Annotated in this window: 20 protein-coding genes and 1 pseudogene; 7 read left to right on the forward strand and 14 right to left on the reverse strand. The window is 61.9% G+C overall.

The genetic code is table 11. The features are described from left to right. Positions 1 to 23: 23 nt before the first annotated feature. The 8 genes from LJ655_RS09725 to LJ655_RS09760 all read right to left on the reverse strand — a co-directional run bounded on the left by LJ655_RS09725 (position 24) and on the right by LJ655_RS09760 (position 9,162). On the reverse strand, positions 24 to 548 hold the full coding sequence (locus LJ655_RS09725; protein WP_230561022.1) for a GNAT family N-acetyltransferase: 525 nt from the start codon (positions 546 to 548) through the stop codon (positions 24 to 26). Then, positions 545 to 1,522 (reverse strand): aspartate aminotransferase family protein, encoded by a 978-nt coding sequence (locus LJ655_RS09730; protein WP_230561023.1) that lies wholly within the window; start codon positions 1,520 to 1,522, stop codon positions 545 to 547. The genes LJ655_RS09725 and LJ655_RS09730 overlap by 4 nt, the downstream gene beginning before the upstream one ends. Continuing rightward, positions 1,519 to 2,217, reverse strand: a complete 699-nt coding sequence (locus LJ655_RS09735) for a WbqC family protein (protein ID WP_230561024.1) — start codon at positions 2,215 to 2,217, stop codon at positions 1,519 to 1,521. The genes LJ655_RS09730 and LJ655_RS09735 overlap by 4 nt, the downstream gene beginning before the upstream one ends. Before the next feature lie 5 nt (positions 2,218 to 2,222). Beyond that, entirely contained in the window at positions 2,223 to 3,368 is a 1,146-nt protein-coding gene (gene vioA / locus LJ655_RS09740) for a dTDP-4-amino-4,6-dideoxy-D-glucose aminotransferase VioA (RefSeq protein ID WP_329959690.1), read from the reverse strand. Further along, positions 3,365 to 5,770, reverse strand: a complete 2,406-nt coding sequence (locus LJ655_RS09745; RefSeq protein ID WP_230561025.1) for a tetratricopeptide repeat protein — start codon at positions 5,768 to 5,770, stop codon at positions 3,365 to 3,367. The genes vioA and LJ655_RS09745 overlap by 4 nt, the downstream gene beginning before the upstream one ends. A 262-nt stretch (positions 5,771 to 6,032) precedes the next feature. Continuing rightward, positions 6,033 to 6,347 (reverse strand): flagellar protein FliT, encoded by a 315-nt coding sequence (fliT, locus tag LJ655_RS09750; protein WP_230561026.1) that lies wholly within the window; start codon positions 6,345 to 6,347, stop codon positions 6,033 to 6,035. Between the two features lie 3 nt (positions 6,348 to 6,350). Next, positions 6,351 to 7,856, reverse strand: a complete 1,506-nt coding sequence (gene fliD, locus LJ655_RS09755) for a flagellar filament capping protein FliD (RefSeq protein WP_230561027.1) — start codon at positions 7,854 to 7,856, stop codon at positions 6,351 to 6,353. A gap of 157 nt (positions 7,857 to 8,013) precedes the next feature. Beyond that, the gene (locus LJ655_RS09760) at positions 8,014 to 9,162 is read right to left on the reverse strand and encodes a flagellin (protein WP_230561028.1); all 1,149 of its coding nucleotides are present in this window, start codon (positions 9,160 to 9,162) and stop codon (positions 8,014 to 8,016) included. A 607-nt stretch (positions 9,163 to 9,769) separates the two neighbouring features. Between LJ655_RS09760 and LJ655_RS09765 the strand changes: the two genes are divergently transcribed. Continuing rightward, the gene (locus LJ655_RS09765; protein WP_230561029.1) at positions 9,770 to 10,024 is read left to right on the forward strand and encodes an aldo-keto reductase family protein; all 255 of its coding nucleotides are present in this window, start codon (positions 9,770 to 9,772) and stop codon (positions 10,022 to 10,024) included. A 582-nt stretch (positions 10,025 to 10,606) separates the two neighbouring features. After that, entirely contained in the window at positions 10,607 to 10,819 is a 213-nt protein-coding gene (gene rpsU, locus LJ655_RS09770; protein ID WP_006050883.1) for a 30S ribosomal protein S21, read from the forward strand. 102 nt (positions 10,820 to 10,921) lie between these two features. Here the strand turns inward: rpsU and LJ655_RS09775 are convergent. Together LJ655_RS09775 and LJ655_RS09780 are read right to left on the reverse strand one after the other, a co-directional pair. Further along, a pseudogene (locus LJ655_RS09775) lies at positions 10,922 to 11,209 on the reverse strand (hypothetical protein). 225 nt (positions 11,210 to 11,434) lie between these two features. Next, a complete protein-coding gene (locus LJ655_RS09780) occupies positions 11,435 to 12,031 on the reverse strand; it encodes a DNA-3-methyladenine glycosylase I (protein ID WP_230561030.1) in 597 nt (198 codons plus the stop codon). Between the two features lie 140 nt (positions 12,032 to 12,171). Here LJ655_RS09780 and LJ655_RS09785 point away from each other — a divergent pair, with 140 nt between their 5' ends. Both LJ655_RS09785 and LJ655_RS09790 read left to right on the forward strand, forming a co-directional pair. Then, the gene (locus LJ655_RS09785; protein WP_230561031.1) at positions 12,172 to 13,062 is read left to right on the forward strand and encodes a glucosamine kinase nucleotide-binding domain-containing protein; all 891 of its coding nucleotides are present in this window, start codon (positions 12,172 to 12,174) and stop codon (positions 13,060 to 13,062) included. A gap of 48 nt (positions 13,063 to 13,110) precedes the next feature. Next, the gene (locus LJ655_RS09790; protein ID WP_230561032.1) at positions 13,111 to 13,932 is read left to right on the forward strand and encodes a Cof-type HAD-IIB family hydrolase; all 822 of its coding nucleotides are present in this window, start codon (positions 13,111 to 13,113) and stop codon (positions 13,930 to 13,932) included. 119 nt (positions 13,933 to 14,051) lie between these two features. Here LJ655_RS09790 and LJ655_RS09795 read toward each other — a convergent pair whose 3' ends face one another. The 3 genes from LJ655_RS09795 to aqpZ all read right to left on the reverse strand — a co-directional run bounded on the left by LJ655_RS09795 (position 14,052) and on the right by aqpZ (position 16,229). Beyond that, a complete protein-coding gene (locus LJ655_RS09795; protein ID WP_230561033.1) occupies positions 14,052 to 14,345 on the reverse strand; it encodes a PXPV repeat protein in 294 nt (97 codons plus the stop codon). Positions 14,346 to 14,630: 285 nt separating this feature from the next. Further along, positions 14,631 to 15,347 (reverse strand): histidine phosphatase family protein, encoded by a 717-nt coding sequence (locus tag LJ655_RS09800; protein WP_230561034.1) that lies wholly within the window; start codon positions 15,345 to 15,347, stop codon positions 14,631 to 14,633. A 141-nt stretch (positions 15,348 to 15,488) separates the two neighbouring features. Continuing rightward, positions 15,489 to 16,229: an aquaporin Z gene (gene aqpZ, locus LJ655_RS09805; protein ID WP_230561035.1), complete on the reverse strand. Its 741-nt coding sequence runs from the start codon at positions 16,227 to 16,229 to the stop codon at positions 15,489 to 15,491. A 285-nt stretch (positions 16,230 to 16,514) separates the two neighbouring features. Here aqpZ and LJ655_RS09810 point away from each other — a divergent pair, with 285 nt between their 5' ends. Next, positions 16,515 to 16,817, forward strand: coding sequence for an H-NS histone family protein (locus tag LJ655_RS09810; protein ID WP_230561036.1), 303 nt, complete (start codon positions 16,515 to 16,517; stop codon positions 16,815 to 16,817). 297 nt (positions 16,818 to 17,114) lie between these two features. On the opposite strand, the gene LJ655_RS09815 is transcribed toward LJ655_RS09810, so the two are convergent. Continuing rightward, entirely contained in the window at positions 17,115 to 18,179 is a 1,065-nt protein-coding gene (locus LJ655_RS09815) for a glycosyltransferase family 4 protein (RefSeq protein WP_230561037.1), read from the reverse strand. A gap of 725 nt (positions 18,180 to 18,904) precedes the next feature. Between LJ655_RS09815 and flhD the strand changes: the two genes are divergently transcribed. Next, on the forward strand, positions 18,905 to 19,225 hold the full coding sequence (gene flhD, locus LJ655_RS09820) for a flagellar transcriptional regulator FlhD (RefSeq protein WP_230561038.1): 321 nt from the start codon (positions 18,905 to 18,907) through the stop codon (positions 19,223 to 19,225). Continuing rightward, entirely contained in the window at positions 19,225 to 19,875 is a 651-nt protein-coding gene (gene flhC, locus LJ655_RS09825; protein ID WP_230561039.1) for a flagellar transcriptional regulator FlhC, read from the forward strand. The genes flhD and flhC overlap by 1 nt, the downstream gene beginning before the upstream one ends. The last annotated feature ends 136 nt before the right edge of the window (positions 19,876 to 20,011 follow it).

A 20,011-nucleotide genomic window follows, 5' to 3' on the forward strand; every position in this document is an offset into this window, starting at 1 on the left:
GAGCAGCGGGCAAAGTGAAGGGCTCAGCGTCGATCGGCGGCGAGAAGGGCCATCGGAACCATGTCGAGATAGCGGCCGCCTTTGAAAACGGCCTCGCGCAAAAGACCTTCGGCGCGAAAGCCCACCTTATCGTAGAGCGCGATGGCGCGAGCGTTGGACGCGAGCACAGTCAGCGAAATACGGTTGAGATTGAGGTCATCGAACGCATGATCGAGCGTCAGGCGCGTTGCGGCCTCGCCTATTCCGCGGCCGCGTGCAGACTCGGCACCAATCTGGATCGAAAACTCCGCGCAGCGGTTCACCCAGTCGATGCCCAGGAGATACGTCACGCCGACCAGTTCCCGCGTAGACGCGAGGCAAACGGCGAGGCGAACATTGTTCGCGCGCGAACCGAGGTAACTGTCGAACCATGCGTTATCGATCGCGGGACCCACGTATCGGAAAGCGCCGCCCAGCAGACTGACCAGCGCCTTGTCCGCGCGCCACGCATTGATAGTCGGCAGGTCGCCGCGTTCGATCTCGCGCAGAAAGATCGTGTCGTTGTTCATGCGAGCCAGTCCATCAAGAGTTTTACCATCGGCGCCAGATCATCGCGAGTCAGTCGCTGATCGCAGGGCAGGCACAGCGTCGAGCCAGGCAGACTGCGCTCGAAGTCGGGTGCGCCTGAAGCGTCCACAACGTCCGGCCAGTAAGTGGGCGTATAGATGCGCTGCGCCCGAAGCGCTTCGCGCACTCCCGCGGGCGCGCCGAAAAGCGGATAGCAGAGCGGCACGGCATCGTCGCCGGGACTCAACGTGAGGCGGTTGTAGCGCTGCAACTTGTCGTGCAGAAAAGCGAAATTATCGATTCGCCGTTCACGGACGCTGTCGTAGTCGATGCCGGCAAGTAGTCGTTGCGTCAGCGCCGACATCCGCAGCGGCTCGAGCTGCTTCAGGCCCTCTTCGGCCGTCGCATAGTCGGCATAACCCGCTTCCGCATCTTTCGCGAGGCGGGTCAGCAAATGTCCGCAGCGCGACAACGAGGCTTCGTCGATCGCGTCAGGCATTTCGACGGGCTGCTGCGTGACGAGACAACCGCCGTCCGGCACGCCGAGAAATTTGCGTGGCGAGTACAGCGTGGCAAGGCAATCGGACGGTTGCGCGAACAAGGCTTGGGCATTGTCGATTACGACGCGCTCGCGCGGAAACCGGTTGAGCACATCGTCGACGTTGGGCGCAGACAAGCCGAAATAGTTGACGTAGACGAGCCATTCACCGTGTCCGATATCGGCGGATTGCACGCGCAAGCCGGCGTCGAGACGATAGCGCTTGACTGGCGTGCCGGTCATGCGTAGCGGCTCGATCATCGCGTCGCAAATGTACCAGGGCATCCACACGGCGGCCGGGCGCGCCGCGCGAAGCAGTGCCAGAAACGCCGCGCGCGACGACTGGAAACGAAGCGCGCCGTCGTGAAGCGTCGCCGCGTATTGCGGCAGTTCGAGTTCGAAATATCCGCCGACGGCGCGCGGCTCGCGCGGGCTCACGCGCTCACCTCGACGCGCAGCATGTCTCTGACGCTGTCTTTGCTATTGAACATCAGAACGTCGAGAATCGACAGGGCGGGGTGAAAAGCGTTGTCGAACTGCGCATACGGGCAGAGATTGGGTTCGATGAAGGCGAGCGTCACGCCGCGCGCCGAAAACGCTTCGCTGTCGTAAAGCGCGCGGCCGCCCGGCAGGTTCACATAGGTGCTCGCCTGCTCGCGTGCGCAGATGTCGAGGACCCGCTCGCTGCCCTGGAGTTGCGCATTGCCGTACTTCGTCGAAGAGGGGACGAACTCGGTGTCGATCTCGAGGTACTTGCAGATTTCCATCACAGTGTGCGAGGCGAGCTGCGAAATCTGCGCGAGCGGCTCGGCCAGAATGCGCCCGATCAACGTGCTGACCTGAGGGTAATGAGGCGCTTTGGCATAGGCGTGGCGAATCGACTCGAGCAGCTTGCGCAGCCAGCGCTCGCGCGGCTCGACCAGCACCTGGTTGATTTTCAGCGAAGGACTCGCGCAGCTGAGCGGTACGGTCAGATAACGCACCTGGTCGCCAAGCAGTATCCGGTTGCGATTGATCCAGCCATTCTTGATGAAGTTGACGTCGTCATAAAAGACGAACTTGTCGACTGCCGCGGCCAGTTGAAAATATCCGATGTACGGCAACAGATAGGGCTGCATGATCGCGAGCTTCATGACATTCAGGGATTCGCGATGATCCCGATGATGCGATCGAGCATGCCGTCCGTCAGCGCCGGGAAGATCGGCAGGCACAGGACCTGTTGCGAAGCGGCATGCGCGACCGGAAGGTTGTCCTGACGCGCGGAAGGCAGTCCGCGATAGATTGGAAAGTCCGAGATCAGCGGATAGAAATAACGCCGCGCGTAGATATTCTGATCGCGGAACTTCTGATACAACGCGTCGCGGCTGATGGGATAGTCCGGCCCGACGAGAATCGGAAAGTACGAGTGATTCGCCACTGTCTCGCGCGCTTCAGGCAGACAGCGGATACCGCGCACGTCGCGCAGTTGTTCGCGGTAAATCGCGTCGATCTGCGCGCGGCGTGCCAGCGCTTCGTCAATGTGCTGTAGTTGCAGCAGCCCGAATGCCGCGTTGATTTCGCTCATCTTGCCGTTGATGCCGGAGGCGACCACGGTCACTTCATCGACGAAACCGAAGTTCTTGAGGTGGTCGATGCGCTGTTTCGTCTTGGCGTCCTGACAGATGATCGCGCCGCCTTCGAACGTATTGAAGACCTTGGTCGCGTGGAAGCTCAGCACCGCGAGATCGCCATGCTGGAGCACGCTGCCGGCTTCGGTCTGCACGCCGAACGCGTGGGCCGCGTCATAGATGACTTTCAGGTTGTAGTTGTCGGCGATCTTCTGGATCGCTTCAACGTCGCACGGCTTGCCGTAGCAATGTACCGGCATGATCGCGGTAGTTTGCGGCGTAATCGCTGCTTCGATCTTCGCGGGATCGAGGTTGAGCGTGTGCGGATCGACGTCGACGAATACCGGCTTGATGCCGTTCCAGACCAGCGAATGCGCGGTTGCAACGAAGGAGTACGGCGTGGTGATCACTTCGCCGGTCACGCGCAGCGCCTGCAGCGCGGTGAGCAGCGCCAGCGTGCCATTGGTGAACAGCGCGAGGTGACGTACGCCGAGGTATTTGCACAGCGCTTCTTCGAACTGTTGGTGAAACGGACCGGCATTGGTCAGGATCTTGCTGTCCCAGATCTGTTGAAGATAAGGAATGAATTCTTCGAGCGGCGCGAGATGCGGCTGTGTGACGTAAATGCGCTCGTCGATCTGCGGCTCGATGGCACCAAGCGGTAAGGCAGCGTTCACTTGTTTTCCCCTGTCTCGGACGACGTGGTTGGCTCGCCTGCAACGTCGATGGCTTCTTCTTCCGACACTGCGAACGCGACGGGTGGCTGGCCGTCGCACCAGCGTTGCCACATGATTCGCAACGCGCGCGACAAACCTGCGGCGACCACCTCCGGCCGGAATGCCGCCGACGCCATGCAGCGCTGTCGCAATCCGGTCCGCAACGCGGCGAGCGCGGGGATATCGGAAGAAAGCGCGACGCCTTTGGCGACGAAATCGGCCTTGTCCGTGGCGAGAAACTGTTGCAGTCCGACGTGCGACATCCAGGTGGCGCCGGCGCGGCTCGGCAACGTGTCGCCAGATATGGTCAAAGTCGGCACGCCCATCCACAGTGAGTTCAGTACCGTGGTGGAGCCGGTGTAAGGGAACGTATCGAGGCAGATGTCGACGTGAAAATGCTGTTGCAGGTAGACCGGAATACTCGAGCGGCGGCGGAACGACAGGCGCTCACGCGAGATGCCCGCTTTGGCGAACCAGTCTATGAGGAGCTGTTCGTCCTCGTCGGTCGCGATCGCGCCCAGCAACATTTGCGACGAAGGCTGCGCGTGAAGCAATTCTGCCCATAGAGCGATCACGTCGGGCCGCAATTTGTTCAGGCGGTTGAAGCTGCCGAACGTCACGTAGCCGTTGTGCATGGCAGGCAGGATGTTGACCGGCGGCGCACTTTCTTCCGGCAGGAAAGGCGCGTTGGCCGGCAGGTGGACGATCTTTTCGGAGAACATGCGCTCCGCCGGGCCGAACGGCACGCCGAACCGGTCCACGAGGTAGTAGTCCATCGCCTCGAGACCGGTCGTGGCGGGGTAGCCCAGCCAACTGACCTGAATCGGCGCGGGCTTGCGCACGAACGTGAGGAGGCGGTTGCGGCCTGTGTGGCCGGACAGATCGAACAGAATGTCGATCCTTTCGTCGCGAATCCTGTTGGCCAACTGCGCGTCCGGCATGCCGGTGACCTGATGCCACTCATGCGCGCATTTGCGCAACAGATGCGTGTAGTCGTCTTCCGCGATGTGGTTGTTGTACACAATCAGCGACAGCCCAGGATCCTTCGCCAGGCGCTCCATAATCGGCAGCAGATAGGAGGCAACGGCATGACGGAACAGGTCGCCGGACACAAGGCCGATTTTCAGCTTGCGATTCGGCGTGCGTCTGTTCACGTGACGCGGCCACTGCGAGCGCACCGGCGCTTCATGCTGTTCGGCGAATTTGACGTGTTCGGCGAACAGCTTGTCCTGCTCGACTTCGGGATTGTGCGTGAGCGCAAACAGATAGTTGTCCGCCGCGATCGCGTCTTTGGGGTCTTTCTCCAGGGCGGTGCGAAAGCTTTGCTCTGCCTCGGTCACCATGCCCAAATCGAGTTGCAGTACGCCAAGCGTGTTGTGCATGCCGGACTTGTCCGGCGCGAGTTCGATCGCGCGCCGCGCCGCGGCGAGACCTTCGGCCACACGTCCCTGGTGCACCAGCGACATGCCGTAGATCCGCTGTGCTTCGGCGTAACCAGGATTGATCGCGATGATCTGGCGGCAGACTTCTTCGGCGTCCTTGTGCAAGCCCTTCAGGCGCAACGTATCCGCGAGCACGGCGCGGCTTTCCAGTTCCTCCGGCAGGAGTTCGGCGGCTTTGCGCAAGGGGATCAGCGCGTCGTCGTAGCGGCCCAGGCGATGCAGCGCAATGCCGAGCCAGCGCCACGCGTTACCGTCGATGGGAAACCGCTGGGTCAGTGTGCGCGCCAGTTTGACGGCCTCGGCGATGTGGCCTTTGTTGTAGAGCGAAGTGAAGCGCGTCGTTTCCTGCTGGCTGACGCGCCGACCGGCTGCGATCGTGGACTTATGGGACTCCGAGGCCGATGCTGCGGCTGCAGCCGCTTGGGGCGCGTCGGCATTGGTCTCGGCGGCCGCGCCGCTTTCCGTCGGTGCGCTCTGGACTGCCACTGGCCGTGTCAGCACGATCTTGCCCGGATTAGCCATCCGGGTGATCAGGCCGTCCACCGCCGGGCCTTTCAGCCCCTGCTTCTGGCCCATTTCGAGCGCGAGCCATGCCGCGGCGGTTTCGCCGGCGTCGATCAGTGCGCTGATGTAGGCCGCCCAATACTGACCGTTGTGCGGCTGTTGACCCAGCGCCAGCTCGAAGCGGGTCAATGCGTCTTTGGGACGCTCCGTTTGCACGAGCAGCACGCCAAGATCGTAAAGAGCGTCCGCGTGATGCGGATTCGCTTCGAGGATCGCCTGATAAAGCGCTTCGGCGTCGTCGAATTCGCCCTTGTGATGGTGCTCCAGCGCCGTTTGCAGCACGAGCGCTATGTCTTGCTCGAGCTGTTGTGCGGGCGTCAGCAGTTCAGCCGTCGGCTGCTCGTACAGGTGAGTCATGGTCTCAGCGCGAATTGGTCTATGAGGGAAATTGTGCGATGGAGAAGGCGTTCCCGATGCTCGGAGATGACGGTGAAAAGGTCGCTTGTTTAGCGTATGGAGGGAGGTGCGGACGCCCGAGCCGCAAGAAAAAAGCCCGCACGAGGCGGGCTGAGGGAACGAGCGCGCCTCACTTCGGCGCGTGGTTCTTATTATTGGGTGTGCCAGCTGACCTGGCTTCTCTGGGACGGACGCCGCCCAAGGCAGCGCCGCTCCGCATCAATTACAAACGCGCCATCCGCTGGTACTGGCCTGCGGCTCTGGTGCGCCCGATCGCCGCTTCGAACTCGATGCGCAGTTCCTTTTGAGTGATTTCCGCGTCTGCAAGCAGCGCTGCGTCGATTGCCCGAATCTCACGGATCTTGTCCAGCGCAGCCGGCTCCTGGTCCGCGGTGAGCGACATCAAGAGCGGCGAGCGCGCTTCGGTCAGGCGGGCCGCTTTCGGCCAGTCGGCGAGCGAGGCCGCCTGTTCGATTTCCCGCGTCATGGACAGCACGCGTTCGACCAGTTCCGGCTGGTTCATGCTGTGTGCGTTCATGACTTAAGCCTTGTTCGTGGCCAACGCGCCGGCGCTGTTGGTGCCGCCGAACAGCTGGGTCAGGTACTGCGAGTTGTTGTTCATCGTCGCCATCAGCGTATCCAGCGCGGTGAACTGCGCCTGGTACTGACTCGTCAACTGCGCCGCGTAGAGGGCCAGTGAGTTTTGCTGCGTGGTGATGCTCTTCAGGTCGGCGTTCAGCGCGGTATTGCGCGTGTCGATGATGCCGCCGGTCTGCGTGAAGTTGGTGATGCTGGTGTTCAACTGCTCGGCGATGCCGTTGGTCGAGTTGAAGAGCTGGGCAACCGTCGCCTGGCTGCTGGTCAGCGCCGTACTCAGCGCCGTGTTGTCGACCACCAGGGTGCCGTCGGCCGGATCGCCCTTCAGCGTGATGCCGATGGAGGCCAGCGTGGCGGCGGTGCTGCCCGAGCCGACCGCGCCGCCGACGATGCTGGCGAGCGTGTTTCTGATCGTCTGCAGCGTCGAATCGCCGAGCAGCGCGCCTTGCGAGCTCGCTCCGGAGCTGTACGAGGTCAGAGTGGACATCGTCGTCACGACGGTGTTGTAGAGGCTGACGAAATTGTTGATCGCCGTGCTCTGCGACGAGGTGTCCTGCGCGACGGTCAGCGTTTGCGTGGTTCCCGCCGCCGCGGACGTCAGATTCAGCGTCACGCCGGCAATCGCGCTAGTCACCGCGTTGGTCGAGCTGCTGGCCGCGATGCCGCCGACCGTGAACTCTGCGTCCTGCGCAACTGCGCTTTGGGTCCACGCGCTGCTCGAATTGGCCGAGGTGATCGTCGACTGGCCGCCGGTCGTGCTAGCGGTCGAAGTCACGCCCAGGCTCGACAGACCGTTGTCGGTCGTGACATTGCTGGTCGAAACGTTGATGACGTTCGCCGCCCCGGTGTTCGACGCGCGCAGCACGAGGTGCGCGCCGTCCGTGCCGGTCACGATGGTCGCCGTGACGCCGGGGTTGTTGCTGCTTGCGTTGATCGCCGCGGCAATACCGGACAGCGTGTTGTTGGTGCTGTCGACGCTGATGTCCATCGACTTGCCGCCGACCGAGATGCTCAGTGTGCCGGTGCCAAGCTGCGTGGTCGCGCCAAAGGCAGCCGATGAAAGCGCCTGCGAACTGGCGACCTGTGTCACCGCGACCGAGTAGCTGCCGGCCACGGCGCCCGAACCCGCGGTCGCGGTGAGCCCGCTGCCGGTCGCAGTTGCCGTGAACGTGGACAGCGTGGTGCCGTTCGCGAGGTTGGTGATGCCCGACTGCAGGGCGCTCAAAGCCGAACTGAGCGCGCCGTAAGCGGACAGCTTGGTGTTGTCGCTGGTCTGTTGCGCCGTTAGCGCCGCGGTTTGTCCTGCGGTCTTCGCGTTGACGAGTGCCGTGACGAGCGTCGACACGTCCATCGACGAATTACCGGTCGAGCCGCTGATGATCGATTGGGCGGCCGACTGCAGCTCGGCGTTGGCGCTTGCTGTAGAAGACGTGGTTGAGATCGAGGACATGCGGAGGCTCCGGGCGTCTAGGAATCTGTATCAGGTGGTGCGCGATGCTACATCACTAGATGATCGAAATGCACTGCGGGAGGCATGCCTCCCGTTGTCTGAAATCCGGCGATGCACCCCGCTCACGCGCGGTGCATCGCCGTTACTGCGTCAGCTCTTACTGCAGGAGCTTCAGAACTTGCTGCGGGTTCGAGTTAGCTTGCGCCAACACCGAGATGCCTGCTTGTTGCAGCACTTGCGCCTTGCTCAGGTTCGCCGTTTCTTGTGCGAAGTTGGCGTCCGTGATCTGCGATTGTGCCGACGACAGGTCCGTCGATTCAGCTTGCTGCGACGTCGCGATTGCGGTGAAGCGGTTTTGTGCGGCGCCCAGTGCAGCTTGCAGCGTGTTCACGGTCTGCAGTGCATTGTCGATCGAGACCATTGCTTCGTTCGCGCCGGTGACCGTGCTGATGTCGAGGCCCGAAACCGTCGGCGGGTTGTTGATCGCATTGATCTGGTTGATCGCTGCGGTTGCAGCGGCCGAGGCCGTCGCGCCCATCGCCGTGGCCAGCGTGTTGCTGAGCGTCAGGTTGGTGATTGCCGTGCCCGAACCTGCGCCCGTGCCATTCGAGAAGATATTGGCGACTGCGCCCGACGAAATTGCCTGGTTGTTCTGGTCGGTGAACGTGTAGCCGCCCTTGCCGTCCGACAGCACGTTGACCGACGTGATCGTCGCGCCCGTGCTGGTGTACGTGCCGGTCGAATCCGTGCTCACGGTGACCGTGCCGACCGTTGCGCCCGTTTGCACCAGACCGCCGCCGATCTTCGCTGCCGACATCGATTGGCTCAGGTCCAGGGTGATCGTCTGACCGACGTTCGCGCCGACCTGGAACGTCACGCTGCCTGCCGAGCCGTCCAGAATGTTGGTGCCGTTGTACGTCGATTGCGATGCGATACGGTTGACTTCAGCGATCTGCGCCGAGACTTCCTTCTGCAGAGCGGCCTGGTCGCTCGACGACAGCGAACCGGTCGATGCTTGCACCGCCAGCTGGCGAATACGTTGCAGGCTCGAGGTCAGCGACGACAATGCGCTCGCCGCGGTCTGAATCATCGACACGCCATCATTCGCATTCGACACGCCCTGGTTCAGGCCGTTGATCTGCGTTTGCATACGCGTCGAGATTGCCAGACCTGCTGCATCGTCTGCCGCGCTGTTGATCCGCTTGCCCGACGAGAGGCGGGTGATCGCCTGCGAAAGGGCGCTTTGCGAGCCGTTAAGGTTTTGCTGTGCAACCAGCGAGTTGATGTTGCTATTGATTCCGAGCATGGAAAAACTCCTAAAAAAGCCTTGAGCCCAGTAAGCCACGTTGGCATCGGCGGAAGCACTCGTTCATTGCTGGCCGCCTCAGTGAAGGATGACGGCCCTCCTAAAAAAAACTTGAGGAACTTTCTGTAATAGCTACCCAATTCTTTTACACTGCGGCCGCCGCCGCCCCCTCGGAGAAAGGGTTTTCGGCCTTTTCGGCGCGGAGGCTGCGGGATTTGTATGGACGGCGCATTGTCTTTTGCCCATATCGCAAAACCCCTGAGAAATCATGCAAAAGCGCTGGATTGGAAGTGCGGAAATGTGAGTCGCGCCGATGAAGCCACGTCGATTCCAATTCTGGATGCGTTAGTTAATGCGGTTCGCGACTTTGTCGATACCGCCGATGTCTATTCCGGGTGGGGGCCGAGAAGGTGCGTGATGAGTCGAACATCGGCAGGTGGCTCGGCCAGAGCGGCGAGCACGACACGATCGTGTTCGCCACGAAAGTTTTGAAGGACCCTCGCGACGAGGGGCCGACGGCGTCCAACATTCAAGTGGCGGTCGAAGACCCATGGCGCTGCCAGCAAACCGATTACATCGACGTCGATTTTCACATGACGCCGCCGCCATGCCGCTTGCCGAGGTGCTCGGCGCATATCAGAAGCTGATCGAGGCGGGCAAGGTGGCTGTCATCGGCGCGTCGGATTATTGCCGCGCGCGCGTCGGGCAAGCGCTCGCGGTGTGGCGCGTGCACGGGCTGCCCGGGTACCGGTTGCTGCAGCCCGAATACAATTTGTACGATCTTTCGCATTGCGAACGCGACAGCGGGCTGGTGGTGCTCGCGAACCATCACTGCTTCGCTAGCGGGTTTCGACCATCTTGAGCAACGGCGCGGCAGCACCCCGGCTGCACTCGCGCTCGCCTTGCTCATCGCTTGGCCGAGCGTTGCGGCCCCTATTGCCAGCGCGACCTCGGTCGAGCAGTTGAAGAACTTGGCCTCGGCCGCCCGACTGTCCCGGACAGCCGACGATGTCCGCGAGCCGGATGAAGCAAGCGCCTGATGGGGCGCTGAGGCGGGAGCATCGAAGGCCAGGGAAAAGCCTGGCGCAATTGGTAAACCCCTGGTACGATGGAGAGTTTCCTGATATCATCGGGAGTGAATTGAGATCTTTGCCTGTTTCGTCAGGGTTCTTTGTTGACGAAAGGTTGGCGAAACGGCAACAGGCGCGGCTTTTGAATTACGTCTGTCCGCGTTCCGCGGTGAGCTCCCACCTCTCTTTTCCGGCCTCCGTGGCCGCTTTGCCTCTCGCTTCATTCGTGGTTTGGCCGGGGTTGTCCATGAACCCTGCGTTTGCCTGTTACTGGCCATGGATCGGAGCGACCGGAGGGCCGGCGCGTGAGTAGTGACCTGAGCGGTCACCACCATGCAACTAAACCCGTATCTAGTGATTGAGTTAGGAATTACATGACGACGATTCTTCTGAAGGAAAACGAGCCGTTCGAAGTGGCAATTCGCCGCTTTCGTCGCGCCATCGAAAAGAATGGCCTGATCGCTGAACTGCGTGAGCGCCAATCGTACGAAAAGCCGACCACGGCTCGCAAGCGCAAGAAGGCAGCAGCTGTTAAGCGCCTGCACAAGCGTCTGCGCAGCCAGATGCTGCCGAAAAAGCTGCACTAAGCACGCTTTTTACGCACGCCGAACGGCGGTGTGAGCTTCGAAAGAAGCCACATCGCCGTTTTGCTTTTGGGGCGCCCAATTTTTGCCGTCTGCGTACCCTCGTTACGCGGCGTTCCTCAAGCGCTCGGCCGAGAGGCCGAACTCGCGCGCGATCGGACCCAGCCGGTCGTGCCATTCCCAGACGCCGCCGATGAATCGGACCGGCACGCCTTCCATCGCGCTCATGTAGTCGCACGGCTAGATGAAGTTGCCGACCGGGCAGCCGCCGTTAAAGCCGCAGTAGGCACCGCCGCCCCTTGGCAGCAATACGGTGCGTTTCTGGTCAAACAGATGCGTGACCGACCGGTCGGAAATGTCCTGATGAGTCAGGAAGTTGAAGCTATTTTTCATGGTTGGTCTCCCGCGACCGGCGCGGTGGTATTTTTTAACGTACTTTGCGTGAGCGCATGGCGACGAGTATCCGTCGTGCGGCGTCCGACGAAGGGCCGACTACGAGCATTAAAAGGCCCAAATTCGTGCTTTTGTCCGTCCCGTTCCGGAGTCTGCTGGATCCGCTGCCCCTAACCCCGAACCTTCTGCGCAGAGTAAAGCAAAGCTCCGCCGCCCGCCTGCGCCTCACCCCGCCTTGCGACCGCGCCCCTTCTTGCCCAGCGACACGCATCGCTCGCGGCATGAGCAGTTCGTCTCATGGTCGTTGACCATGCCGACCGCCTGCATGAATGCGTAGCAGATCGTCGAGCCGACGAATTTGCAGCCGTAGTGCTTGAGCGCCTTGCTTAGCGCGTCCGATACTTCCGTCTTCGCGGGCGCATGCTTATACGAAGCCCATTCATTCTGAATCGGCGTGTCGTCGACGAATGACCACACGAAGTTCGCGAGCGAGCCATGTTCGGCCTGAATCTGCTGCACGGCGCGCGCGTTGAGAATGGCCGCCTCGATCTTGCCGCGATGTCGCACGATGCTTTCATCCGCGACGAGCGCATCCACATGCTTCTGCGTGAAGGCCGCAACCTTGTCGATGTCGAAGTCGGCGAAGGCGCGGCGGTAGCCGGCACGCTTGTTGAGTATCGTCGACCATGACAACCCGGCCTGCGCGCCTTCGAGCACCAGCATCTCGAACAGGTGCTGGTCGTCGCGCGAGGGCACGCCCCATTCGGTGTCGTGGTACTGTGCGAGCGCCTCGCTCCATACCCACTTGCATCGTTGTGTCACTGTTGCGCTCCCGCCAGGTCATGTCGTTTGCCAGCATAGCGGAAGCGGGGTACACCGCAAGCTGACCGTTCGGCTAATTGCGTGATTCAATCTGACCTGCCACGCTACGCGTTACTCACCCACGGAACTGATTCGATTCGATGAACCACGACTATTTCCTGATTGGCGTCGACGGCGGCGGCACCGGCACGCGCGTCGTGCTCGGCGACGCGCACGGCCGCGAACTTGCGCAGGCGGCGAGCGGCCCGTCGGGCCTTGGGCTCGGCATTCCGCGCGCGTGGCAGTCCATTCAGGCCGCCTGCGGCGAGGCGTTCGAGCGGGCCGGCATCGCGCTGGACTGGTCGCGCTGCGTGCTCGGTTGCGGACTCGCGGGCGTCAACAACCGCGACTGGCTCGCCGGGTTTCACGAGCAGGCTCCGCCGCTAGCAGGACTGGCCGTCGAAACCGACGCCTACACTACTCTGCTCGGCGCGCACGGCGGCGCGCCCGGCGTGATTGTCGCGTTGGGCACTGGCAGCGTCGCTGCCTCGCTCGCGGGCAACGGCGAGTTCCGCATGGCCGGCGGCTACGGCTTTCCGTCGGGCGACGAAGCGAGCGGCGCGTGGCTCGGCCTTCGGCTGATCGTGCACGCGCAACAGGCCCTCGACGGCCGCGTGCCCGTCGACGACCTTGTACACGCGCTGCTCGCGCACACCGGCGCGCAGGATCGCGACAGTCTTGTCGTGTGGCTGTGCGCGGCCAATCAGACCGCCTATGCGCGGCTCGCGCCGATCGCGATCGAACACCGCGCGCATCCGTTCGCGGCCCGGCTGCTGAGCGAGGCTGGCGTCGAAGTCGGCAAAATGATCGCCGCGCTGGATGCAACGGGCGCACTGCCGGTAGCACTGTGCGGCGGCCTCGGTGCGCCGTTGCGGGAGTATGTGCCGCAGGTGTATCAGGCGCGTTTGCGCGAACCGCGAGCGGATTCGGCCCATGGCGGCTTGCAACTGGCGCGGCGCGAGGCGCAGCGGCTTGCTGGACGAGCCCTGTAAAATAGCCGTTTTGACGCTGCCTCGACGGCCCCGCCGTTGCACTTCACCATGTATAAAGTCATCGCCACGGATCTCGACGGCACGCTGCTCAACGCCGATCACCAGGTGGACCCGTTCACGATCGCCACGGTGCGCAAGCTCGAAACTGACGGGCTGCAATTCGTGATCGCAACGGGGCGGCATTACTGTGACGTCGCGGGCATCCGCGATGTGCTGGGCATCAAGCCGTATCTGATCACATCGAACGGCGCGCGCATTCACTCCCCTGACAACGCGGTCATCCATGCCGACGACCTGCCGCCGGCGATCGTCCAGCGTCTCGTGCAGCCCGAAATTATCGGCGCGCACGGTCGGGTGATCGTCAGTCTGTTTGCGGACGAGGCGTGGCTCATCGACCGCGATGCGCCCCATCTGCTGGAATTCCACCAGGACTCGGGCTTCACTTACCAGGTGGCCGACCTGCCGAAGCACGATGGCGTCGACATTGCAAAGGCACTATATATTGGCGATCCCGCCGATCTCGCAGAGGTGGCCGCCAATCTCGAACGCGAATTCGGAGACCGTCTGTACGTGACGTATTCGTTGCCGGACTGTCTCGAAGTGATGACCGCGAATGTGTCGAAGGGGCGCGCGCTGCAGATCGTGCTCGAGCGCCTCGGTGTCGACGCGTCGCATTGCGTCGCGTTCGGCGACAACATGAACGACATCGACCTGCTCGAGACGGCAGGCCATCCGTTCATGATGAACAACGCCAATCCTGATCTCATCACGCGCCTGCCGCACGTGCCACGCATCGGCAACAATTTCGAGGCGGGCGTGGCGCACCATCTGCGCAAACTGTTTGCGCTCAATGACGAACTGATGCCCTGAGTCGGATTCATCGCGATTGAAAATGGCCCACATCCACTAGTAGGGGTGCGGGCCGCAGAAGTGGCTCGCGCAATGCGGAGCCAGCAGGACGGCCGTAAGGCCGTCCGCGTTCGCGCTCATCAATCCCGCCAGCCGCGATGCTCGCCGCGATCGTCGTGACCCCAGCGATGGTCGTCGCGACGCCAATCGCGGTCATCGCGGTGGTAGTCGCGGTAGTAGCCGCCGCGCTCGTAGCGATGATCCCAGCCGCCGTAATACACCGGCTCCGGCGCCACATAAACAGGCGCGGGGGCTGCATAAACCGGAGCGCCGAGCGACAGGCCGACGCTCAGATCCGTATGCGCCTGCGCGACACCGCATGCGCCCGCCGCGAGGCCGGCAGCAACCAGCAAGTGAGTGACGATGCGTTTCATATTCCTCTCCTGTGAAGCGACGTGGGTTTGTCGCACAGGACCAATGTACGCACTCGGGGCAAGGTGGACTGCGACGAGATGTTACGGACTGCAAGCATCGTCCGGGCCATCGATTGCAGCCGGAAAGATCCCCCGTGCGCTGCGCCTGATCAGCCTGCTTCGCCAGGAGCCGCACCGCACCGGCATTGGCGGCCGTTCAGCTGAAGTCAGGCGGCGGCCGGTCGCGCGCGTTTGCCGATGGACGCGCCAGCACGCGTAATCGCGGCTTACATCTGTATTGGCCGATTAATCCGCGGCACGCGCCGAAGCGGCCGAAATTGCTGAAGCGGCTGCGCCGGCGGAGGGCGCCGAAACTCCCGGCAGTGCCGCGCAAGGGCAATCGGTTGCCCGTCCGTCGAGTCCTTCGCGATCGTGTTTGAAGCTCGCGCGCGGTGTGCCGTCGCGCCAGTCGAGTCGCACGATGTAAATGCTGTCGAAGTCGTCGGTGCGCCATTCGGGCACATCGGCGGCGTTGCCGCCATGCGCGCTCAACATCTGCCGCAACAGTTTCTCGATCAGCTTGTGCTCCCACGCGATGACGATCAGCTTGCCGCGATTGGCCGGAACGACGAGCGCGTTGCCGAGCTGGTCGATCTGGGCAAAGCCGTACGGCGTTTGCACCGGCATCTGGAATTGAATCGCGGTCGGCTCGATCGTCGCGAGCGGGCGCACGTAGTAATACGGATGACCGCTGTCGTCTTTCTGCTGGCCAGGGTCCGGCGCATAGATCGCATCGGGTTTGCCGAATTTGGCGGCGATGACGGCCGGCAGCGCGAGCGCACGGTTGAGCCCCTGGCAGTCGAGCTGGCCATAGCCTTGTGCAGGCTTCTCGCCATGCCGAACGAATACGAGTGTTTCGATATTGCCGCTTGCCGCGGCCACGGCCGGCAACGCTGCCATGCAAGCGCACAAGCCGCCGAGCGACAGTGCGACGCCTTGCAGGAATCCGCGGAAACGGTTCATCGAAAGCACCTGTATTCGAAGCTGGAAAGTCGCCCGATTCTAGCAGCGGTGCGCGCCTGCACGGGGCCGTTGCGCCGTTCATATCCAGCAGATGCCGCAATGAGAATGGGCGCCGGGGCGCCCATCGATGCTAACTAGCCATCAGTCGAGCGCCAGATTCCGCGCATTGCTGCCGTGATGTTCGGCGATCAGCGGATAGAGGACGCCCGCTATCACTGCACCGATGATCGGTGCGGCCCAGAACAGCCACAACTGATCGAGCGCCGTGCCGCCGACGAACAGCGCGGGTCCTGTCGAACGCGCAGGATTGACCGACGTGTTGGTGACCGGAATCGAGATCAGGTGGATCAGCGTCAGGCACAGGCCGATCGCGATCGGCGCAAAGCCGGCCGGCGCGCGGCGGTCGGTCGCGCCCAGAATCACGAACAGGAAGAAGCCGGTCATCACCACTTCGCAAATGAAGGCGGCGGCGAGCGAGTAGTGTCCCGGCGATTGCTCACCGTAACCATTGGTCGCGAAGCCACTCGCGACGAGGTCGAAGCCCGGTTTGCCCGACGCGATCAGCGACAACACGAATGCGCCGAGCACGGCGCCGATCACCTGCGCGACGATGTAGGGCAGCAGATCGCGCACCGGAAAGCGGCCGGCGACCGTCAGACCGACGCTCACCGCCGGATTCAGGTGGCAGCCCGAAATATGGCCGATTGCAAAAGCCATCGTCAGCACGGTCAGGCCGAAGGCCAGCGAGACGCCGACGAAGCCGATCCCCAGACCGTGAAGCGGTCCGGCAAAGTTGGCGGCGAGGACCGCGCTGCCGCAGCCCCCGAGCACGAGCCAGAAGGTGCCGAACAGTTCGGCAACGAGGCGCTTTGACAACTGCATTTTTGGCAATCCTAAAAAGAATGGGTGCATCAGAAGCACGCATCGAAAAAGGACGAGTGCGTACCTTGAGCGCGCAATTTTAGGCAGGCAGCGCCAAATCGAGTGTCAAGGATTGTCAATTCGGACAGGATTTATAAACTATTGTGAGATAAGGCGCAGGTTTTACAATTCACATGCTTTAATAATTATCAGAGGAAAATTTCTAAACCGGTATTACTGGCCATTGCGAATTTTTATAATTGCAGCTAGTCTGCGGTCGAATGAGTTCCAGAGAGGGAGAACCGAATGTCTCAATATGCAGACCTCAAGGCGCAGATCGCCCGGTTGCAGGCTCAGGCGGAGGAAGCGCGGCGCACGGAAATCGACACTGTCGTCGCCGACATCCGCCAGAAGATCGCCGAATACGGTCTGACTGCGCAGGATCTCGGCTTCGCGGTCGCCGCCAAACGGGGCCGTCCGCCCAAGAAGGCGCCGCTGCCGGCGAAATACCAGGACCCGAAATCAGGCAATACATGGAGCGGGCGTGGAAAACCGCCGAAATGGATCGTCGGCAAGAATCGCGAGCGCTTCCTGATTGGCTCCGCCTGAATTCCACCCGCGGTTAGGCGAGAGGGGTGAAAGCGGACTGAAGGTTGCTGTTGTTCGGCTTATTGGCCGGGCACTAATCTGGTATGGAAGCGCAACCATCCCTGGATTAAAAAAGCCGCCCATATGGGGCGGCTTTTTTGGCGTCCGACAGCAAGAGAACTTGTTTTTCCGCTCGCGCAAACGATTTCGCTGCGGGATTCATCCACGATTGGCGGATATAAGCGAAGGCACACAGTGCGTCGTTCAAAGCGTACCGAAAACGGCCGGGCGCAAAGCGTCGGCCGTTTTCAAACGCACTTAGCCGACCGCCACCTGGCGCAATACCGGGCGCCGGGTCGTTTCAATCAACGCCGAATAGCCGTCGAGATAGTTGCGCGCCATCGTTTTCGAACTGAAGCGGCGTTCGAACTGCGCGCGGATTTCGGTGCGCGACAACTCGTCGAGACGCTGCAGAGCGGCAACCGCGCCTTGCACGTCTTCGACGATGTAGCCAGTCACGCCGTGGTCGATCACTTCCGGCACCGAGCCGCGGTTGAACGCGATAACCGGCGTGCCGCAAGCCATCGACTCGATCATCACGAGGCCGAACGGCTCGGACCAGTCGATCGGGAACAGCAGCGCCTTCGCGCCCGACAGGAATTCAGGCTTCTGCGCCTCGTTGATCTCGCCGACGAACTCGACGTGCGCCATCGAAAGCAGCGGCTCGATCTCGCGCTTGAAGTACTCCATGTCGACCTTGTCCACCTTGGCGGCGATCTTCAGCGGCAGACCGCTTTGTGCGGCGATCCTGATAGCTGTATCGACGCGCTTTTCCGGGCAGATGCGGCCGAGGAACGCGAGGTATTCGGGCTTCTTGTGCGGCTGCGGTGTCAGCAACTGGTCCGGCAGGCCGTGATAGATCGTGCTCAGCCAGTTGGCCTGCGGTAGCGGAATGCGCTGCGAATCCGAAATCGACACGACCGGTACGTGCGAGAACGCGTCGAACACCGGCTGCAATTCCGGCAGATCGAGACGGCCGTGCAGCGTAGTCACGAACGGCGTGTCCATCGTCGCGAACAGGGGGAACGGCATGTAATCGAGGTGGAAGTGCAGCACGTCGAACTCGTGCGCGACCTTACGGACCTTCTCCATCATCAGAATATGCGGCGCCAATGCGTCGCGAATCGTCGGGTCGAGGCGCAGGGCGCGCGGCCAGCACGCCTCGAGATTCGCCGACGTGACCGAGTCGCCGCTTGCGAACAGCGTGACGTCATGGCCGAGATCGGCCAGCGCTTCGGTCAGATACGACACGACACGTTCGGTGCCGCCATACAGTTTTGGCGGGACGGCCTCATAGAGCGGCGCGATTTGTGCGATTCGCATGCATTTTCTCCTGTGTCGATCGGAGCGGGCGCCAGGCGCTGACTCGGATCCCATGACAGTTTGGCTAGTTACCCGGGGGTGGCTCCGAATAGGTGTCGGGTAATCCCTATGGATTCATTATCGGGATCGGCCGCGCTAATTCGAGTCATTTTTCAAACGCTTAATGTTGTTACAGCGCGAAACAGGCGCCGTTACAGCCTTCGAGAGGCGTTCACTGACTCACCGTCCCGATAATCGGGAAGTCCAATTCCAGCGACTAAAGCAAACGCTCACCGAGCGGAAAGCACAGTAGCAAGCGGCAGACCCGGAACGACGAACGGATCGGGAAAAGCCTCTAAACGAGCCACATTGCGGGCGAGGGAAAAGGTCTTATAATCGCCGTCGGCCGGCTTACGGTGCGGCCGCGCGGTTCGAAAAACTCACCATTTAGTACGCGCCGCGGCTTGAATATTCCCAGCGCGCATCGGCAGTTACGCTGCGGGTATCATTTCTTCCCAATTTGCACCTCTCCACAGCCAGACTTGTAGGAAAAATTCCTACGCAAATGACGGATTAATCCGGCAGCCGGGTGGGGTGTCTCTCCGATTTTCGGCTGTGTCCCCTTTCGACACAATGCGTGCAAGACCAGAAACGAGTTGAATCGCGCGGGTTCATCCTGCGCGTCCGAGCAAACGTTTCCGCAAAAAAACGGCCCGACCAGCCGCGCATACCTAGAGGGGGAAACCATGAGCACGACTAGCCAGATGCTCAGCGAGATCAGGGAAGTCAATCTTTCCTATCTGCTGCTCGCCCAGCGCCTGCTGCGCGAAGACAAGCCGATGGGCATGTTCCGCATGGGTATTTCGGACCAGCTGGCCGACGTGATAGCCAATCTGTCCCTGGCGCAGACCGTCAAGCTCGCGGCGTCCAACCAGATGCTGTGCCGCTTCCGCTTCGACGATCACACGGTGTTGTCCGCCCTCGCGGACAAGGACAAGGCCAGTGCGATCGCGCATGCGCATTCGGCGATTTTGATGGCGAGCCAGCCGGTCGAGCAGCTCGGCTGATGGCCAGCAAGAGCGTCATACTGGAAGTCCGGGAAATCACCCTCGCGATCGAGCTGATCGAACTCGGTGCGCGCCTGCAATTGCTGGAGGCGGAAACCAGCCTGTCGCGCGACCGGCTCATCAAGCTCTACAAGGAACTGAAAGGGGTATCACCGCCCAAGGGCATGCTGCCGTTCTCGACCGACTGGTTCATGACCTGGCAGCCGAACTTTCACTCTTCGCTGTTCTACAACATCTACCGTTTCATGGCCGGTCACGGCGGCTGCCGCGCGATCGAATCGATCGTGAAGAGCTACCGGCTGTATCTCGAACATATCCAGTTGCACGACGACGAGCCGGTGCTCAGTCTCACGCGCGCGTGGACACTGGTGCGCTTCTTCGACTCGGGCATGCTGCAGACGAGCGCCTGCCGCCGTTGCGGCGGCCACTTCGTCGCGCACGCGCACGATCCGCAGCACGCATTCGTTTGCGGGCTGTGCCAGCCGCCTTCGCGCGCGGGCAAGACGAAGAAGGCGGCGCAAACACGGGCCGAGCGGAATACCGTTGCCCCCCGGGTCCCGGCCCAAGCGCCGCAAGACGCCGGCGCTCGCGCTCACGAAGCTCTCTGCACCGCTTCCGCGCTCAAAACCCTCGAGCCCGTCGAACTCTGAGCGGCAAGCTCTGACGGGGCGCAAGCCTCTGGTTTACACCGGACTCGAGCACCCCCTTTTTCCCCAAAGTTTTCCGCTGCGGTGCCGTAAACCAGACTAACGACGGTTACCGTCGCTTCTTTGTGAGGGCTCGGCA

This window comes from Paraburkholderia translucens (assembly GCF_020881035.1).
Lineage (GTDB): Bacteria > Pseudomonadota > Gammaproteobacteria > Burkholderiales > Burkholderiaceae > Paraburkholderia > Paraburkholderia translucens.

Coding starts and splice junctions, on each gene's coding strand:
- LJ655_RS09725 (WP_230561022.1), bottom strand. CDS start 548: ATGAACAACGACACGATCTTTCTGCGCGAGATCGAACGCGGCGACCTG.
- LJ655_RS09735 (WP_230561024.1), bottom strand. CDS start 2,217: ATGAAGCTCGCGATCATGCAGCCCTATCTGTTGCCGTACATCGGATAT.
- LJ655_RS09745 (WP_230561025.1), bottom strand. CDS start 5,770: ATGACTCACCTGTACGAGCAGCCGACGGCTGAACTGCTGACGCCCGCA.
- fliT (WP_230561026.1), bottom strand. CDS start 6,347: ATGAACGCACACAGCATGAACCAGCCGGAACTGGTCGAACGCGTGCTG.
- fliD (WP_230561027.1), bottom strand. CDS start 7,856: ATGTCCTCGATCTCAACCACGTCTTCTACAGCAAGCGCCAACGCCGAG.
- LJ655_RS09760 (WP_230561028.1), bottom strand. CDS start 9,162: ATGCTCGGAATCAATAGCAACATCAACTCGCTGGTTGCACAGCAAAAC.
- LJ655_RS09765 (WP_230561029.1), top strand. CDS start 9,770: ATGCCGCTTGCCGAGGTGCTCGGCGCATATCAGAAGCTGATCGAGGCG.
- rpsU (WP_006050883.1), top strand. CDS start 10,607: ATGACGACGATTCTTCTGAAGGAAAACGAGCCGTTCGAAGTGGCAATT.
- LJ655_RS09785 (WP_230561031.1), top strand. CDS start 12,172: ATGAACCACGACTATTTCCTGATTGGCGTCGACGGCGGCGGCACCGGC.
- LJ655_RS09790 (WP_230561032.1), top strand. CDS start 13,111: ATGTATAAAGTCATCGCCACGGATCTCGACGGCACGCTGCTCAACGCC.
- LJ655_RS09795 (WP_230561033.1), bottom strand. CDS start 14,345: ATGAAACGCATCGTCACTCACTTGCTGGTTGCTGCCGGCCTCGCGGCG.
- LJ655_RS09800 (WP_230561034.1), bottom strand. CDS start 15,347: ATGAACCGTTTCCGCGGATTCCTGCAAGGCGTCGCACTGTCGCTCGGC.
- aqpZ (WP_230561035.1), bottom strand. CDS start 16,229: ATGCAGTTGTCAAAGCGCCTCGTTGCCGAACTGTTCGGCACCTTCTGG.
- LJ655_RS09810 (WP_230561036.1), top strand. CDS start 16,515: ATGTCTCAATATGCAGACCTCAAGGCGCAGATCGCCCGGTTGCAGGCT.
- LJ655_RS09815 (WP_230561037.1), bottom strand. CDS start 18,179: ATGCGAATCGCACAAATCGCGCCGCTCTATGAGGCCGTCCCGCCAAAA.
- flhD (WP_230561038.1), top strand. CDS start 18,905: ATGAGCACGACTAGCCAGATGCTCAGCGAGATCAGGGAAGTCAATCTT.
- flhC (WP_230561039.1), top strand. CDS start 19,225: ATGGCCAGCAAGAGCGTCATACTGGAAGTCCGGGAAATCACCCTCGCG.